The organism is Streptomyces sp. CHD11, from assembly GCF_018638295.1.
Lineage (GTDB): Bacteria > Actinomycetota > Actinomycetes > Streptomycetales > Streptomycetaceae > Streptomyces.
The window spans coordinates 309,550-325,054 of the sequence record NZ_JABTTS010000001.1; the positions used below are offsets into that span (position 1 = coordinate 309,550).

A 15,505-nucleotide genomic window follows, 5' to 3' on the forward strand; every position below is an offset into this window, starting at 1 on the left:
CCGTACGGGTGCGCTACATTTTGCACGCCCTTGACCGCGATCATTCACGCTACGGAGCCGGCACACCCATGAGCGACATCGTCAACGGACTCGGCCGGGCCAGCGCCTACGGCGCACTCGGACTGGTCCTGCTGGTTCTCGGCATCGTCCTGGTCGACGTGCTGACGCCCGGAAAGCTCGGCCGGCAGATCTGGCAGGAGCGCAACCGCAACGCCTCCGTCGTGCTCAGCTCCTCGCTGCTCGGCATAGGCGGCATCGTGTTCACCTCGATCTGGACGACGTACGACGACTTCGGCAAGGGGCTGGTGTCGACCGCGGCGTTCGGGGTGCTGGGGCTGGTGATGATGGCCGTGGCCTTCCTGGTGGTGGACCTGATCACCCCCGGGCGCCTGGGTGCCACGCTGGTGGAGCCCGAACCCCACCCGGCGGTCTGGGTGACGGCGTCCTGCAACCTCGCGGTGTCCGCCATCGTCTCGGCGTCCATCGCCTGACACGCCACACCGGCTGACGCGGCCCGTGGACAGGCCCGGCATCCGGTCACCGGCCCCCGCGGAAGAGGATCCGCCGACGCAGTCGAAGACGGCCCCGGACGGACTCGCGCTGCTCCGGATCGACCGCTCGACCGGCCAGGGGGTGTACCGGGAACCCAACGTCTGGTTGCGGCACACCTGGGACCGGCGGCGCCCGGCCCTCACGCCACCCGGAAGCGCTCCGGCGCCGCGCCGCGCACCCGCTCGGGCCGGGTGGGCGCGACCGCCGGCTCTCCGCGTACGGCCGACTGGGCGCGGACGGCCGCGCGGACCCGGTACGTGGTGCGGTTGGGGTCCACGACGGGTTCGCCCAGGGTGATCCGTCCCGTCGCCCGCAGCTCGTCGCAGTCGGCGGTGGGCAGCGCGGCGTAGCAGCCGCCGGTGCCGGTGGCGGAGTCCAGGGGGCGCCAGTAGCTGTATCTGCGGCGGCCGTTCGCGTACACCGTGACGTAGGTGGGGGTGCGGGGGTCGGCGATGACGCGCAGCGCGTCGGCGGCCGCGCCCGACGGGCGGCCCGCCGGCGCCGGGCCGGAGCCCCTCCCGGATTGCGGGCGGTGCGCCGTCGGCAGGGCGACGAGGGACCTCGAGCGGTCGACGGTGGAGAGCATCAGCAGGACCTTTCCGGAGCCGGACACGAGACCGTCTACCCAGCGCCGCGCCGGAGTTGATCTCCTTTTCCGATCATTGTGCTACCTCACACTGACAACGTCGTAAGGGTTTACCCCGTTCCCGCCCCGGCGTGTCGCCGTCCGATGGCGAACCGCCCCCTTCCGGGCGAAGCGATCCCCCACTCCGGGCGGGGCGATTCCGGACTCCGGGCAGGTCGCCGCGGAGTCGCTCCCCGGCTGCGGGCGAGCCGTCTCGCGGCCGTCGTCCGTCCGGCCATGTCCCGGGTCTGCGGAACCCGGACGACGGTTCCCCTACGCGGACCCTCCTCCTCCTCGGTGGCCCGCTCCCCCCACTGATCGCCCTTTTCGCCGTCCGCACACCTCTTGCAGTGACTCTCAGGGTGTCCCTAGGATCGCCGCACAGCGTGAGTGAAACGTTTCAAGCATCGTGGGCCGACAACGAGCAAGGGACGCACAACATGGCTGAAGGATGGAAGCGCAGGGTCTTCCTGCGGGGCACCGTGGCCGCGGGAGCGGGTATCGGCGCGTTCGGCGGCGCCGCGCCTGCGGCGGCCTCGCCGGCGAGCGGACCGGCGGCGGGCGGGCTGCGCGTGGTGCGCACCACCGTGGAGTACGCCGGGACACTGCTCGGCACGGATGTCGAACGCCCCCGGCTGTCCTGGGAACTGGCGGCACCGGGACAGGGCGCCCGGCAGCGCGCCTACCGCGTCCAGGTGGTGCGCGACCGCGCCCGCTGGGACGGCCGGAAGGTCTGGGACTCCGGGAAGGTCCACTCCGACCGGACGGTCGCAGTCGCCTACGACGGTCCCGCACTGCGCCCCCGCACCCGCTACTTCTGGCGCGTACGCGTGTGGGACGCCGCCGGTCGCGCGTCCCGCTGGAGCGAGCCGCGCTGGTGGGAGACAACGTTGTCGGACGAGGACTGGCGGGCGCGCTGGATCGGTGCCGACGCCCCGCCGCGGCCGCCGTCGTTCGAGGGCGCCTCATGGATCTGGTCGCCGGGTGCCACCTCCTCCGACGCGCCCGAGGGCCCGCGGTGGTTCCGGGCGCGCCTCGCGCTGCCGGCCGGCACGGCCGTCCGGCGGGCGGTGCTGACCGCCACCGCCGACGACGACTTCACCCTGTACGCCGGCGGGGAGCGCACACTGCACGCGCCGGAACGGCAGGACGGCTGGCGCACCGGTCAGGTCGCCGACGTGACCGCACTCGTCCGCGACACCTCGTCCCGGGAGGTCGTTCTCGCCGCGCTCGCGACCAACCGGGGCGGCGCCAGTGTCAACCCGGGCGGTCTGCTGGTCCGGCTCATCGTGGAGACAGCCGGCGGTCAGCGGCACGAACTGGTCACCGGGGACGGGTGGCGCGTCTCGGGGACCGAGCAACAGGGATGGCAGCGCCCGGACTTCGACGACAGCGGGTGGGACGCGGCCGCGGTGCTGGCGCCGTACGGGCAGGGGCCGTGGGGCTCGGGCGTGTCGGTGGAGGAGCCGGAGCAGCCCGCGCCGCTGCTCCGCAGGGGCTTCACCGTGCGCAAGAAGATCTCCCGGGCGCGGCTCCACCTCAGCGGACTCGCCTACTACGAGGCGTGGCTCAACGGCCACCGGGTCGGGCGGCAGGTTCTCGACCCCGGCTTCACCGACTACGACGAGACCGTGCTGTACGCGGTGCACGACGTGACCGGGCTGCTGGAGCGTGGGGAGAACGCTCTCGGTGTCACCCTCGGGCGGGGGTTCTACGGCATGACCACCCCGAACGTGTGGAACTGGCACCGCGCGCCGTGGCACGGCGAGCCGCGGCTGCTCGCCCAGTTGGAGATCGACCACCCGGACGGCTCCCGCACCACCGTCGTCTCGGACGGGGACTGGCGGCTGACCGAGGGCCCCGTTCGCTCCAACTCGCTGTACGCCGGGGAGAGTTACGACGCCCGTCTGACTCCCGGCGGCTGGACCCTCCCGGGATTCGACGACAGCGCGTGGCGCCCGGCCGGGGTGCAGGAGGCGCCGGGGGGAAGGCTGCGGGCCCAGCCGCACGATCCGATCGAGATCATCGAGACGGTACGGCCCGAGGAGATCAGCGAGCTGCGCCCCGGTGTGTACGTGGTCGACATGGGCCGCACCATGGCCGGCTGGACCCGGCTGACCGTCCGGGACGCGGCCGAGGGCGCCGTGGTGCGACTCGTGCACGGCGAGAAGCTCGAGGAGGACGGCAGTGTGCACGCCGCGACGGGGCATGTGCCGGGCCGCTTCCAGACGGACGAGTACGTGTGCGCGGGCGGCGGCGAGGAGGTCTGGGAACCCTCGTTCTCGTACAAGGGCTTCCGCTATGTGGAGATCAGCGGGCTGCCGTCCCGGCCGTCCCCGGAGCAGGTGCTGGGCCGGGTGGTGCACACCCGGGTCGAGGAGGTGAGCGACTTCGCCTGCTCCGAGCCGTTCTACGAGTGGCTGGACGGGGCGATGCGGCGGACCGTGCTGAACAACCTGCACGGCATCCCCACGGACACCCCGATGTACGAGAAGAACGGCTGGACCGGCGACGCGCAGGTCGGCACACCCGTGATGGCGTACGCCTTCGGGATGCACCGGCTGCTGTCGAAGTGGCTCGGCGACCTGGCGGACAGTCAGACCGGCACGGGGCAGCTGCCGGTGATCGTGCCGAGCGGCGGGTGGGGGTACCGGGAGGCGGCGCCGTCCCCGGAGTGGACCACGGTGTACCCGTTCGTGATACGCGAGATGTACCGCGTGTACGGCGACGAGCGGGCGGCCCGGGAGCACTGGGACACCCTGGTGCGCTATCTGGACTGGGAGTTGTCCCGGCTGGAGGACGGACTGGCCGTCACCGCCCTGGGCGACTATCTGCCGCCCGGCTACGGCGGCAATCCGCCCGAGGACACCCGGCTCACGGCGACGGCGTATCTGCACCGCGCCCTGTCGCACACCGCGGAGATGGGCGATCTGCTGGGCGAGGTGGGGACCGCGGCCCGCTACCGGGAGGCCGCCGGGAAACTCAAGGAGGCCCTCAACGCGGCGTTCCTCGGCCCGCAGGGGCACTATCGCACGGCGAAGGACCCCGGCTACCGGCAGACGTCCAACGCGGTACCACTGGCCTTCGGGCTCGTACCGCCGGGCGCCCGTGCCTCCGTACTCGACAGTCTGGTCAAGGACATCGAGGAGCGCGGCAACCACCTCGACACGGGCGCGCTGGGCACCAGCGTGCTGCTGAGGGTGCTGTGTGCCCACGGCCGCCCGGACGTGGCGCACGCCGTCGCGACGCAGCGGACGTATCCGGGCTGGGGGTACTGGCGGGAGAACGGCGCCGACACCATGTGGGAGATGTGGCCGCTGGACTCCCGCTCCCGCGACCACTACTTCCAGGGCACGGTCGTGCAGTGGCTGTACGAGAGCGTGGCCGGTCTGCGTCCCGGTGACGCCGGGTACCGCACCTTCGTGGTCCGGCCCGACGCCCGGACGGGGGTGGACTGGGCGCGCACCTCGATCCGTACCGTGCGCGGGCCGGCGGCGGTCTCCTGGTCACGGATCGACGGCCGGCTGCGGCTCAGGGTGCGCGTCCCGGTGGGCGCGAGCGCCGAGGTCCATGTACCGGGCGACGGACGCTCCCGGGTGACCGTACCGCGGGGAGCCCGTTTCCTGCGGGAGGAACCCGGGTTCGTGGTGCACCGGGTGCCGCACGGCGCATGGGAGTTCACCGGGCGGGCCTAGCGCCCCGGCAGGCGGCGTTCGGCCTGGTGGCGTGTGCCGGGCGGCCGGCCGCGTCGGGCCGGCCGGATGCGTGACGGGCCGCGCGGCACCGCCGGGTCGGTGTGGTGATCCGGCACGGGACCGCGGGTCCGGCCGGAAGCGCCGGCCAGGCCCGTCACCGGCGCGGGAGGCGGCGGAGCACCGGCGCGGGCGGCAGTCCGCGGGGGAAGCGGTCTCCCCCGCGGACCGCCGGTGGCGCCGGTGCTCCGCGGCACGGCACACGTCCGTCCCGGGCTACCGCCCGAGACCGGCCGGCCCCGTGTCGACCCGGGTACGGGACCCGCCCCGGGCCGCCTGGTCGCGTCGGGGTTCCACGGCGCTCATTTCTTCTTCCTGAGCGCGGAGGGCTTGTGCACCGCGGTTCTGCCCGACTTGTCGCTGCGCACCTCGTACTGCGGTTCCTCCTCCGAGGCGTCGACCGTGCGGCCGGAGGCCTGCGTGCGCTTGGTGATCTTCTTCTCGACCTTGCCCGTCGTCTCGCTGCCGTGGCTGCTCCAGGCGACCTCGTCGCCCTTGTCCGGCTCGTCGCTGCGGTCGCTGTCCTTGGCCATGTCCGGCGTCTCCTTCGGTGGCGATCGGCTCGCTTCCACCCTGGAGGCAGGGCGGCCCCCGCGCATCCCGGAGGTGACGCACGTCCGGGCCGGCCCCCCCGCGGGGGGCCGACCCGGATCAGTGGGAGGGACGGCTCAGACGAGGTCGAACCGGTCGAGGTTCATGACCTTGTCCCACGCCGCGACGAAGTCCGTCACGAACTTCTCCCGGGCGTCGTCGCTCGCGTAGACCTCGGCGAGCGCGCGCAGTTCGGAGTTCGATCCGAAGACCAGGTCGGCGCGGGTGCCGGTCCACCTGACCTCTCCGGTGGCCGCGTCGCGGCCCTCGAACGTGCTCTGGTCCCCGGACGTCGCCTGCCAGGTGGTGCCGAGGTCGAGCAGGTTGACGAAGAAGTCGTTCGTCAGGGTGCCGGGAGAGGTGGTGAGGACGCCGAGCGGGGACCGCTGGTGGGTGACGCCCAGGACGCGCAGGCCGCCGACCAGGACCGTCATCTCGGGGGCGCTCAGGGTGAGCAGGTTGGCCTTGTCCAGGAGCAGGAACTCGGCCGGCAGGCGGTTGCCCTTGCCCTGGTAGTTGCGGAAGCCGTCGGCGGTCGGTTCCAGGGCGGAGAACGACTCCGTGTCCGTCTGCTCCTGCGACGCGTCCACGCGGCCCGGTGTGAAGGGCACCGCGATGTCGAAGCCGCCGTCCCCGGCGGCCTTCTCGACGGCCGCGGCGCCCGCCAGCACGATCAGGTCGGCGAGCGAGACCCGCTTGCCACCGGTCTGCGCCGAGTTGAAGGACTCCTGGATGCCCTCCAGCGTGCGCAGCACCGTCGCCAGCCGGTCGGGGTCGTTGGCCTCCCAGCCGCGCTGCGGCTCCAGACGGATGCGCGCGCCGTCGGCGCCGCCCCGCTTGTCGCTGCCGCGGAAGGAGGAGGCCGACGCCCAGGCCGTCGACACCAGCTCGGACACCGGCAGACCCGAGGCGAGGACCCGCTCCTTGAGCACGGCGACGTCGGCGGCGTCGATGAGGTCGTACGTCCGCTCGGGCAGCGGGTCCTGCCAGACCAGCGTCTCGGCGGGCACCTCGGGGCCGAGGTAGAGCGACTTCGGTCCCATGTCGCGGTGGGTCAGCTTGAACCAGGCGCGCGCGAAGGCGTCCGCGAACTCGTCCGGGTTCTCCAGGAAGCGCCGTGAGATCGGGCCGTAGACGGGGTCGAAGCGAAGGGCGAGGTCCGTGGTCAGCATGGTCGGCTGGTGACTCTTCGACGGGTCGTGGGCGTCGGGCACGGTGCCCGCTCCGGCGCCGTCCTTCGGCCGCCACTGGTGGGCGCCCGCGGGGCTCCGGAACAGCTCCCACTCGTAGCCGAAGAGGATCTCGAAGAAGCTGTTGTCCCAGGTGGTCGGCGTGTTGGTCCAGGTCACCTCGAGACCACTGGTGATCGTGTCGGCGCCCTTTCCGGTGCCGAAGGTGTTGCGCCAGCCGAGGCCCTGCTCCGCGAGGCCGGCCGCCTCCGGGTCGTCGCCGACGTGGTCGGCCGGGCCCGCGCCGTGGGTCTTGCCGAAGGTGTGGCCGCCGGCGATCAGGGCGACCGTCTCCTCGTCGTTCATCGCCATCCGCCGGAACGTCTCGCGGATGTCGCGGGCGGAGGCGATCGGGTCCGGATTGCCGTTCGGGCCCTCGGGGTTGACGTAGATGAGGCCCATCTGGACAGCGCCGAGCGGGTTCTCCAGCTCCCGGTCCCCGGTGTAGCGCTCGTCGCCGAGCCAGGTGGACTCGGGGCCCCAGTAGACGTCCTCCTCCGGCTCCCAGACGTCGGCGCGGCCGCCGGCGAAGCCGAAGGTGGTGAAGCCCATCGTCTCCAGGGCGACGTTGCCGGAGAGGATCAGCAGGTCGGCCCAGGACAGGCTCTGGCCGTACTTCTTCTTGACCGGCCACAGCAGGCGGCGCGCCTTGTCCAGGTTGGCGTTGTCCGGCCAGCTGTTGAGGGGGGCGAAGCGCTGCTGGCCGGCCCCGGCCCCGCCACGGCCGTCGCTGACGCGGTAGGTGCCCGCGCTGTGCCAGGCCATACGGACGATGAGCGGGCCGTAGTGCCCGAAGTCGGCCGGCCACCAGTCCTGAGAGGTGGTCAGCACCTCGGCGATGTCCCGCTTCACCGCCGGCAGGTCGAGGGCCCGGAACGCCTCGGCGTAGTCGAAGTCCTCTCCGAGCGGGTTGGCCACGGCCGGATTCTTGGCCAGGATCTTCAGATTGAGGCGCTCGGGCCACCACCGGTGGTTGCCGCCGCCCTGGGTGGGGTGCGAGGCGCGTCCGTGCGCGACCGGGCAGCCACCCGCTTCCTCCGCCTTGGGTTCGGTGACGATCGCGTCATGGTTCTCGGTCATCGGGGTCCTTCCGAGGGTGATGGTTCGCGCAGTTCAGGTACTGCGGGAGGTGGAACAGCCGGGGCACGGGCCGCGCGGTGGGCATCGGCGACAGGACCGCGGGGCGTGTCACCGGCCCCGCCCCGGCGAGCACGCGGATCGTCTCGTGCACCGCACGCGGCACACGGTCCGGCCGCCCGCGCGCATCGGTCGCGTGCTCCCCACCGCCGGGCCCGGCCGCTCCGGTGGACGGCGCCGAGGAGGGTGACACGGGCCACGGTCGCGCGCGGGCCCGCGCCGTGGAGCTCCTCGGCGGCGGTCGGCGGCCGGGTCGCGGTCATAGGCCGAACCTATAGGCCTGGACGCGAGTAATTCCAGAGAACGAATGGATCCAGTCTTGGGGCGTGTCCGGTACGAGTGGGCGACGTGCGAGTTACGCCGCTCCGTCCGGGGAGAGGGGGCGGCGGTGCCGCCGGGTCAAGGGGAGTCCTCGCGGCGCAGGCGTGCGCACGGGGCGGGGTAGGACGGCCGCGACACCAAGGACGGCGGACGGCGGACGGCGGACGGGGAGAGCGAAGCCTGCGCGGCTCCGACGACGCCGCGGCCCGCGCTTTCGGACTGCTGCCGGGCGCCGTGGCGCTCGCGCGGCCGGCCCAGCGCCGCCACCGGTACGGCACCCGGCCCTGACCGGCGGTCAGTACAGCACGTTCAGCGCTCCGGGCAGGACCCGCAGCGTAACGGGGAGGACCGCGTCGACCTCTCCGTCGGCTCCGTAGGGGACCTCCCGGTGGGCCTCGATGCGGATCTCGCGGCCGCGCAGGATCCGCACCTGGGGCCGGTGGACGTGCGCACCGGTCCTGAGCTCGTTCATGAGGGCGAAGAACAGCAGCCGGGGCGCCTTGTCGATCATGACGATGTCCAGCAGGCCGTCGTCCACGCGGGCGTCCGGTGCGATGATCCGGCCGGATCCGTAGAAGCCGGAGTTGGCCGCTACCACCGTGTAGCCGGTGTGCGGGTGTTCCTCGCCGTCGACGGTGACCCGGTAGCGGGCGGGCCGCCAGGTGGTGACGGCCCGCAGGCCGCCCGCGTAATAGGAGACCGGACCCCTCAGCAGTCCGGACCGGTTGGCGTGGCGGTTGGCGAGCGCGTCCACACCGGCGTACACACTGCCGAGCACGACGGCGCGGTCGTGGACGGCCGAGCCGACCTCGATGGTGTCGACCTGGCGCGGTTCACCGTGGAGCAGGATGCGGGCCAGGGCCTCCGGGTCCCGCGGCAGCCCCAGTGCGCGGGCGAAGTCGTTGCCGCGGCCGGCCGGGACGAGGCCGAGGGTCGCACCGGTGCCGCTGAGGGCGCCGCCGACGCCCCCCGCGATGCCGTCGCCGCCGACGGCGAGGACGACACGCCCTCTCCGCCCGGCGTCGCGGGCCAGTTCCCGGGCGTGGTCCAGGCTGCGGCTGTATTCGGTCCGCAGGTCGGCGCCCTCCTCCCGGAGGTGCCGGGCCAGTGCGAGCAGGGCCGCCGCTCCGGTGGCCGCGCCCGCGGTGGGGTTGACGACGGCGGTGAACTGGCGCATCGGGGTGCCTCCGGGGCGGGCCGACGGGACGGGGACGAGGACGGCGCGTGGACGGACAGCGTGAAGGGGCAGCGTGGGCGGGTCAGCCGGCGGGCAGCAGGACGCCGGGGTTCAGCACTCCCGCCGGGTCCAGTCGCCGCTTCACGGCACGCAGGGCGTCGATGCCCAGCGGGCCCGCCTCACGGGCGTACCACTCCCGGTGGTCGGTGCCGACCCCGTGGTGGTGGCTGATGGTGCCGCCGGCGGCGAGGATCGCCTCGTTGGCGGCGTGCTTGGCGCGGGTCCAGTGCGCCACGGGGTCCTCGCCCTGGGCGGAGACCACGGTGAAGTAGAGCGAGGCGCCGTTCTCGTAGACGTGGGAGATGTGGCACATGACCAGCGGCGGGGTGCCGGCGCCGGTGAGGGTGTCGGTGAGCGCGTCGCGGACGGCGGCGTACAGCCCGGGGACACGGGACCAGAACGTCGCCGTCTCGAGCGTCTCCGCGAACGCCCCGGCGTCGAGGAGCGCGTCGCGCAGATAGGGGGCGGAGTAGCGGCCGTGCGCCCAGCGGCGGCCCGGCTCCTCGCCCAAGGGGGTTCCGCCGCAGGCACGCAGGACGGCCGCCGCGCGTTCCCTGCGGTACGCGGTGTCCTCCTGCGTGCCCTCGTAGCCGGTGACGGCCGTGCAGCCGGCCTCCTGCGGTGCGCCGGAGCCGATGGCCTCCGGGTTCGCCAGGCCGATGAACGTCTCGGTCTCGTCCGACAGGCGCAGCACGGTGGGCCGCGGCCCGTCCTGGGCGAGCCGGCGCAGCGCGGTCGTCCCCTCCTCGAAGGAGGGGAAGTGCCAGCCCTCGTAGACCGAGGTGCGCGGAACCGGGCGGATCCGTACGGTCACCGAGGTGATGACGCCGAAGGCTCCCTCCGAGCCGAGCACGAGCTGGCGCAGGTCGGGTCCGGCGGCCGAGCGGGGGGCCCGGCCGGTGTCCAGGGTGCCCTCGGGGGTGGCGAGGGTGAGGGAGAGCACCATCTCGTCGAACCGGCCGTAGCCGGCGGAGGCCTGTCCGCTGGAGCGGGCGGCGGCGAAACCGCCGATGGTCGCCCACTCGTAGGACTGGGGGAAGTGGCCCAGGGTGAAGCCGTGTCCGGCGAGCAGCGCCTCGGCGCGGGGCCCGCGCAGGCCGGGCTGCAGGGTCGCCGTGCGGGAGACCGGGTCGAGGTCGAGCAGGGCGTCCATGCGCCGCAGGTCCAGGGCGACGAAGGCGCCCCGCGCTTCGGGGGCGAGTCCGCCGACCACGGAGGTGCCGCCGCCGAACGGCACCAGCGGCAGGCCGTGTTCGGCGCACACCCGCAGGACGGCGAGGACCTCGTCGTGCCCCGAGGGCAGCAGCACGGCCGCGGGGACGGCGGTCACGTCTCCCGCACGGACGCGCAGCAGGTCGGGGGTGGACTTGCCGCGGGTGTGCCGGACCCGGGTCTCCGCGTCGGTGCGTACGTGCGCCTCGTCGCCCAGGGCCCCGATCAGGGCGCGGCGCGCTCCGGGCGTCAGCGGGCTCTCGGGGACGGCCAGGTCCCCGATGGCGACGGGGGCCGCCTCACGGGGTTTGACACCGAGCAGATCGCGCAACAGCCCGGTCACCGTGCCGGGCAGCGGTGTCGCCTCGGCCGGGTCCCCCCAGCCGCTCCACAGCATGTCCATGGCTGTCGTCCTCACCGGTCGGGAATGAGCGATGCCGTCGACCGACGGCCTCACGTGGCGTTACACTGTTACACATGACGCCTATTCGTCACAACGCTTCCGGTGGTTCGGACAACGACGCGGTGCTCGACGCGGTGCGGGACTGCGTCCTGGCCGTCGGGGTCCGCCGCACCACACTCACCGACGTGGCCCGCCGCGCCGGGGTGTCCCGGATGACGCTGTACCGGCGCTGGCCCGATGTGCGTTCCCTGGTCGGCGATCTGATGACCCGGGAGTGGATCGGGGTGGCCACCGGGGCCATCCCGACGCCCGAGCCCGGCGTGCCTGCGCGCGACGTGCTCACCGAAGGGCTGGTGGCGGCGGTGCGCGCCTTCGGTGCCCATCCGCTCTTCCACAAGATCCTCGACGTCGATCCCGAACTGCTGCTGCCCTACGTGCTGGACCGCCGCGGGGCGAGCCAGGAAGCCCTGCTGGAACTGCTGGCCGGCGCCCTGCGCGACGGGCACGCCGACGGCTCGGTGCGCACCGCCCATCCGGAGCGGCAGGCCCGGTCGGTGCTGCTGATCGTGCAGTCCTTCACCCTGTCCCTGCGGACCATGACCGAAGAGGACGATCCCGAACTCGCCCCCGAGGCCTTCCTCGGTGAACTGCGCGACATCCTGGAGAGGACCCTCAGGCCATGAACGCCTCCGCCCCCGGCGGGCCCGCCGCCTCGTCCCTCTCCGCCGCCCGGCGGGCGGGTGAACTGACCGCTGCCGTCGGCGGTCCGGCCGTCGACGTCCTGGTCGTCGGTCTCGGCGCCACCGGCGCGGGGGCCGCCCTCGACGCGGCGGCCCGCGGGCTGAGCGTGGTCGCCGTCGACGCCCACGACCTGGCCTTCGGCACCTCCCGCTTCAGCAGCAAACTCATTCACGGAGGGCTGCGCTATCTCGCCTCCGGACGGCTCGGCGTCGCCCACGAGAGCGCGGTCGAGCGCGGGGTGCTGATGGAGCGCACCGCGCCCCACCTCGTGCACGCCCAGCCGTTCGTGCTGCCCCTGACCCCGATGGTCTCCGGCGGTCAGGCCGCCCTGGCGCGGGCCGGTTTCCGGGCCGGCGACACGCTGCGGCTGGCCGCCCGCACCGCACGGGCCACCCTGCCGCCGCCGCGCCGCCTCGGCGTGGTGGAGACCCGTCATCTCGCCCCCGTCCTGCGGCGCGGCGGACTGCGCGGCGGACTGCTCTCCTGGGACGGGCGGCTCACCGACGACGCCCGTCTGGTGACCGCCCTCGCCCGGACGGCAGCCGCACGCGGAGCGCGGGTCCTCACCCGGGTCCGGGCCCTGGAGCTGACCTCGACGGGGGCCCGGGTCCGTGACGAACTCACCGGCGAGGAGGGCGAGATCCGCGCCCGCGCGGTGATCAACGCGTCCGGTGTGTGGGCGGGCGGCCTCGTCGACGGCGTACGGATCCGGCCCTCCCGCGGCACCCATCTCGTCCTGCGACCCGAAAGCCTCGGGCCGCTGTCCGCGGGTCTGCACATCCCGGTCCCCGGCGAGAGCGACCGTTTCGTGCTCGTTCTGCCGCAGGACGACGGCCGGGTCTACGTCGGCCTCACCGACGAGCCGGTGGAGGGCGACATCCCCGACGTCCCGCAGGTACCGGAGACGGACATCGGGTTCCTCCTCGACGTCCTCTGTTCCGTCCTGCACTCCCCCGTCCACCGCGGCGACGTGGTCGGCGCCTTCGCCGGACTGCGCCCTCTGCTGGACACCACGCAGGGGAGCTCCGAGGGCGCGCCGAGGACCGCCGACCTCTCACGCCGGCACGCGGTGCTCACCTCCTGCGAGGGTGTCGTCACCGTCGTCGGCGGCAAGCTCACCACGTACCGGCGCATGGCCGAGGACGCCGTCGACGCCGCCGTCCGCGTCCGCGGGCTGACGGCCGGCCCCTCCCCCACCGCCTCCCTGCCGCTGGTGGGCGCCGCGGCGCCGCACGTCCTCGCCTCCCTGCCCGCACCGCGCCGGCTCGTCCGGCTGTACGGCACCGAGGCACCGGCCGTCCACGCGCTCGGCGCCCGTGAGCCCGGTCTCGCCAAACCGGTGGTGCCCGGCTACCCGGTCACCCGGGCCGAACTGCTCTGGGCCCTGCGCCACGAAGGCGCGCTCGACGAGGAGGACGTCCTGGACCGCCGCACCCGCATCGGACTCGTCCCCGCCGACCGGGACACGGCGTTCGAGGCGGTACGCTCCCTGGCCGGCGGGGCGCTGCCGCACCGCGGTTGAGCCGCACGCTCAGGAGCCCCGGACGCCGACCTCGTACAGCGAGTAGCCCCACTGCGTCCCCCGCTCCAGGAACCGCACACGCACGTGGCGGGCCGGCGTGGGGGCGAACACGGCCGTGTCCAGACCGCCGTCACCGGCGGTGGTGGACCAGACGGTGCGCCAGTCGGTGCCGTCCAGGGAGAGCTCGACGCGGTACGAAGTGCCGTACGCCCGTTCCCAGTCCAGGCTGACGCGCCCGACCCGGTGGGTGTCGCCGAGGTCGATGCCGAGCCACTGGTCGTCGTGCCGGTCACCGGCCCAGCGGGTGCCCCGGTCGCCGTCCACCGCCCTGCCGGGCGCGTAGCTGGTGAAGGGGTTCCACTCGGTCGAACTGGCCGTGGCCCGCGCGCCCTCGGCGAGGTCGGGGCCGGCCCGGTGCCGCTCGGATGCTCCCCAGGTGTCCAGGTAGGACTCGGCGCCCCGGAAGAGGTCGTCCACCACGTCCTGTCCGCCGACGCGCCGGATGTCCTCGATCCAGTCGGGGACGAGGCCGTAGTGCGCGGCTCCGTCGGTGTTCAGGTCCCAGGTGCGCTCACCGGTGGTCTGCCGGTCGAGCACGGAGCCGCCGTCGACGCTGCGGAAGGGGTAGACGACGGGGTCGGGGGCGTCCGCCCCGCGCGGTGCCGGCCAGCCGCCGACCCCGTTCATGTCCGTGCCGTAGCCGTAGCCCACGCCGTACTCGTCGCGCAGCCGCTCCGTTCGCTCCGCCTCCGCGACGAAGTGCTCCGAGCCGTTCATGTACTGGGCCGCGAACCCGCCCAGACGGTAGAGCCGTTCGGTCCAGTTCAGGTCCATCCAGCTGTGCGAGGAGAGCACCCCGGGGTACGACTCGGCCTCGAAGAGGTCGAGGACCCTGCCGGTGGCCTTGACGCTCATGTGGTCGATCTCGAGCATCATGCGGCGTTCCATCATGCCGCGTACGGCGTATTCACCGAGTTCGGTGAGCCCGCGGACATTGCACCGTGCGTCGTCGGCGTAGGCGGGCACCTTGACGCCCTGGGGGAGTTCCTGCTCGGCGCCGGGGGCGTCGGCGAGGCCGATCGGGTTGTCGGCCTGCGGACCGGTGCACTTCTCCGTGCGCCAGAAGGTGCCGGTGGACAGGAACTGCCCGACGTTGATCGCGGTGCCGAGCGCGCCGGAGTCGAAGCGCACGCCGCACAGCGCGTTGTCGAACTTGTGGCACAGGAACATGCTGCGCACGCCCAGCGCGTGCAACTCGTCGAGTCCGGCGTCGATGTCGGCCCGGTCGCACTGCGCGACGTCCAGGATCTGCTTGCAGCCGAAGGGTTCGGACGTCTCGACACCGAGAACGACCGCGAGTTTGCCCTGCGCGATGACGTCGCGCGCCTGCGCGCTGTCGGTGACGATCCGGAACCATCCCTCCCCCGGGCCTCCGTGCATGCCGTCGATGTACGCCTGCATGTCGTACGTCAGCTTCGCCTGGAGCCGGATCGACGTCATCTCGTCGCAGCCGCGGTCCTTGAAGAAGTACACGGAGCAGATCACGCCGTTGGTGACCAGGTCGTTGACCAGCACCCGCTGGCCGCCGCGCCAGGCGCGCTCGATCCAGGCGTAGTAGTTCTGCTGGTGGGTCAGCGAGTCGTGCGCGGGCCAGTCGGCGAAGGTCGGCCAGCCGGCCGGATCGTGCCTGCCGTCACCACCGCCCGTGATGAAGTCGAAGACGGCGAGCGAGCCGTCGGGGTAGTGCTCGGGGCAGTCCCTGAGCGCGTCGGCGATGCCCTTCCCCGAGAACGCCCTTCCGCAGATGAGCCGGCCGCCGAAGGCCTCGTTGGACATGATGTGGTTGTGCGCGTCGACGAAACCCCGTACCTCGCCGGCGGAGTCGGTGCCCTTGAACGGTTCGCCGGTGACGTCGATCCCGGAGTCCGGCGCCGGCCGGGCCGCGGGGTCCCACCAGTTCCGGTCGGCCGCGGAGCTGGGCGTGGGGACGAGGAGCGCGGCCAGCACCAGGAGGAGCAGGGTGACGACCCCGAGGTGTCGTCGGGAACGGTACGTGGTCATCGGGGACGCCCTCCGCCGCTGGGATTGTCATGACCTGCACAATCTCTTGCGGTGAGGATGACTACCGGCACGTGGGGCGTCAAGGGTCCGGGCAGCACCGGCACGGCCCTCCTGGGCACCGG

10 protein-coding genes are annotated in these 15,505 nt (G+C 73.3%); 4 read left to right on the forward strand and 6 right to left on the reverse strand.

Going from position 1 to position 15,505, the window contains the following annotated elements:
* Positions 1–68: 68 nt before the first annotated feature.
* A complete protein-coding gene (locus HTV45_RS01215) occupies positions 69–491 on the forward strand; it encodes a DUF350 domain-containing protein (RefSeq protein ID WP_215203653.1) in 423 nt (140 codons plus the stop codon).
* A 200-nt stretch (positions 492–691) separates the two neighbouring features.
* Here HTV45_RS01215 and HTV45_RS01220 read toward each other — a convergent pair whose 3' ends face one another.
* Positions 692–1,138, reverse strand: coding sequence for a hypothetical protein (locus HTV45_RS01220; RefSeq protein WP_215203763.1), 447 nt, complete (start codon positions 1,136–1,138; stop codon positions 692–694).
* A gap of 479 nt (positions 1,139–1,617) precedes the next feature.
* Between HTV45_RS01220 and HTV45_RS01225 the strand changes: the two genes are divergently transcribed.
* On the forward strand, positions 1,618–4,872 hold the full coding sequence (locus HTV45_RS01225) for a family 78 glycoside hydrolase catalytic domain (protein ID WP_215203654.1): 3,255 nt from the start codon (positions 1,618–1,620) through the stop codon (positions 4,870–4,872).
* A gap of 359 nt (positions 4,873–5,231) precedes the next feature.
* Here HTV45_RS01225 and HTV45_RS01230 read toward each other — a convergent pair whose 3' ends face one another.
* The 4 genes from HTV45_RS01230 to HTV45_RS01245 form a co-directional block, all read right to left on the reverse strand.
* The gene (locus HTV45_RS01230; RefSeq protein ID WP_215203655.1) at positions 5,232–5,462 is read right to left on the reverse strand and encodes a DUF2945 domain-containing protein; all 231 of its coding nucleotides are present in this window, start codon (positions 5,460–5,462) and stop codon (positions 5,232–5,234) included.
* Positions 5,463–5,597: 135 nt separating this feature from the next.
* Complete coding sequence (gene katG / locus HTV45_RS01235; protein WP_215203656.1) at positions 5,598–7,829, reverse strand: catalase/peroxidase HPI; 2,232 nt, start codon at positions 7,827–7,829, stop codon at positions 5,598–5,600.
* Between the two features lie 673 nt (positions 7,830–8,502).
* Positions 8,503–9,384: a YegS/Rv2252/BmrU family lipid kinase gene (locus tag HTV45_RS01240; RefSeq protein ID WP_215203657.1), complete on the reverse strand. Its 882-nt coding sequence runs from the start codon at positions 9,382–9,384 to the stop codon at positions 8,503–8,505.
* An 82-nt stretch (positions 9,385–9,466) separates the two neighbouring features.
* Entirely contained in the window at positions 9,467–11,059 is a 1,593-nt protein-coding gene (locus HTV45_RS01245; RefSeq protein ID WP_215203658.1) for an FAD-binding oxidoreductase, read from the reverse strand.
* 74 nt (positions 11,060–11,133) lie between these two features.
* Between HTV45_RS01245 and HTV45_RS01250 the strand changes: the two genes are divergently transcribed.
* Entirely contained in the window at positions 11,134–11,742 is a 609-nt protein-coding gene (locus tag HTV45_RS01250) for a TetR/AcrR family transcriptional regulator (RefSeq protein ID WP_215203659.1), read from the forward strand.
* On the forward strand, positions 11,739–13,322 hold the full coding sequence (locus HTV45_RS01255; RefSeq protein WP_215203660.1) for a glycerol-3-phosphate dehydrogenase/oxidase: 1,584 nt from the start codon (positions 11,739–11,741) through the stop codon (positions 13,320–13,322). Before HTV45_RS01250 ends, HTV45_RS01255 begins: the two co-directional genes overlap by 4 nt.
* Positions 13,323–13,331: 9 nt before the next feature.
* On the opposite strand, the gene HTV45_RS01260 is transcribed toward HTV45_RS01255, so the two are convergent.
* Positions 13,332–15,383 carry a discoidin domain-containing protein gene (locus HTV45_RS01260; RefSeq protein WP_215203661.1) on the reverse strand — a complete coding sequence of 684 codons (2,052 nt, stop codon included), beginning with the start codon at positions 15,381–15,383 and terminating at the stop codon, positions 13,332–13,334.
* Positions 15,384–15,505: the final 122 nt, after the last annotated feature.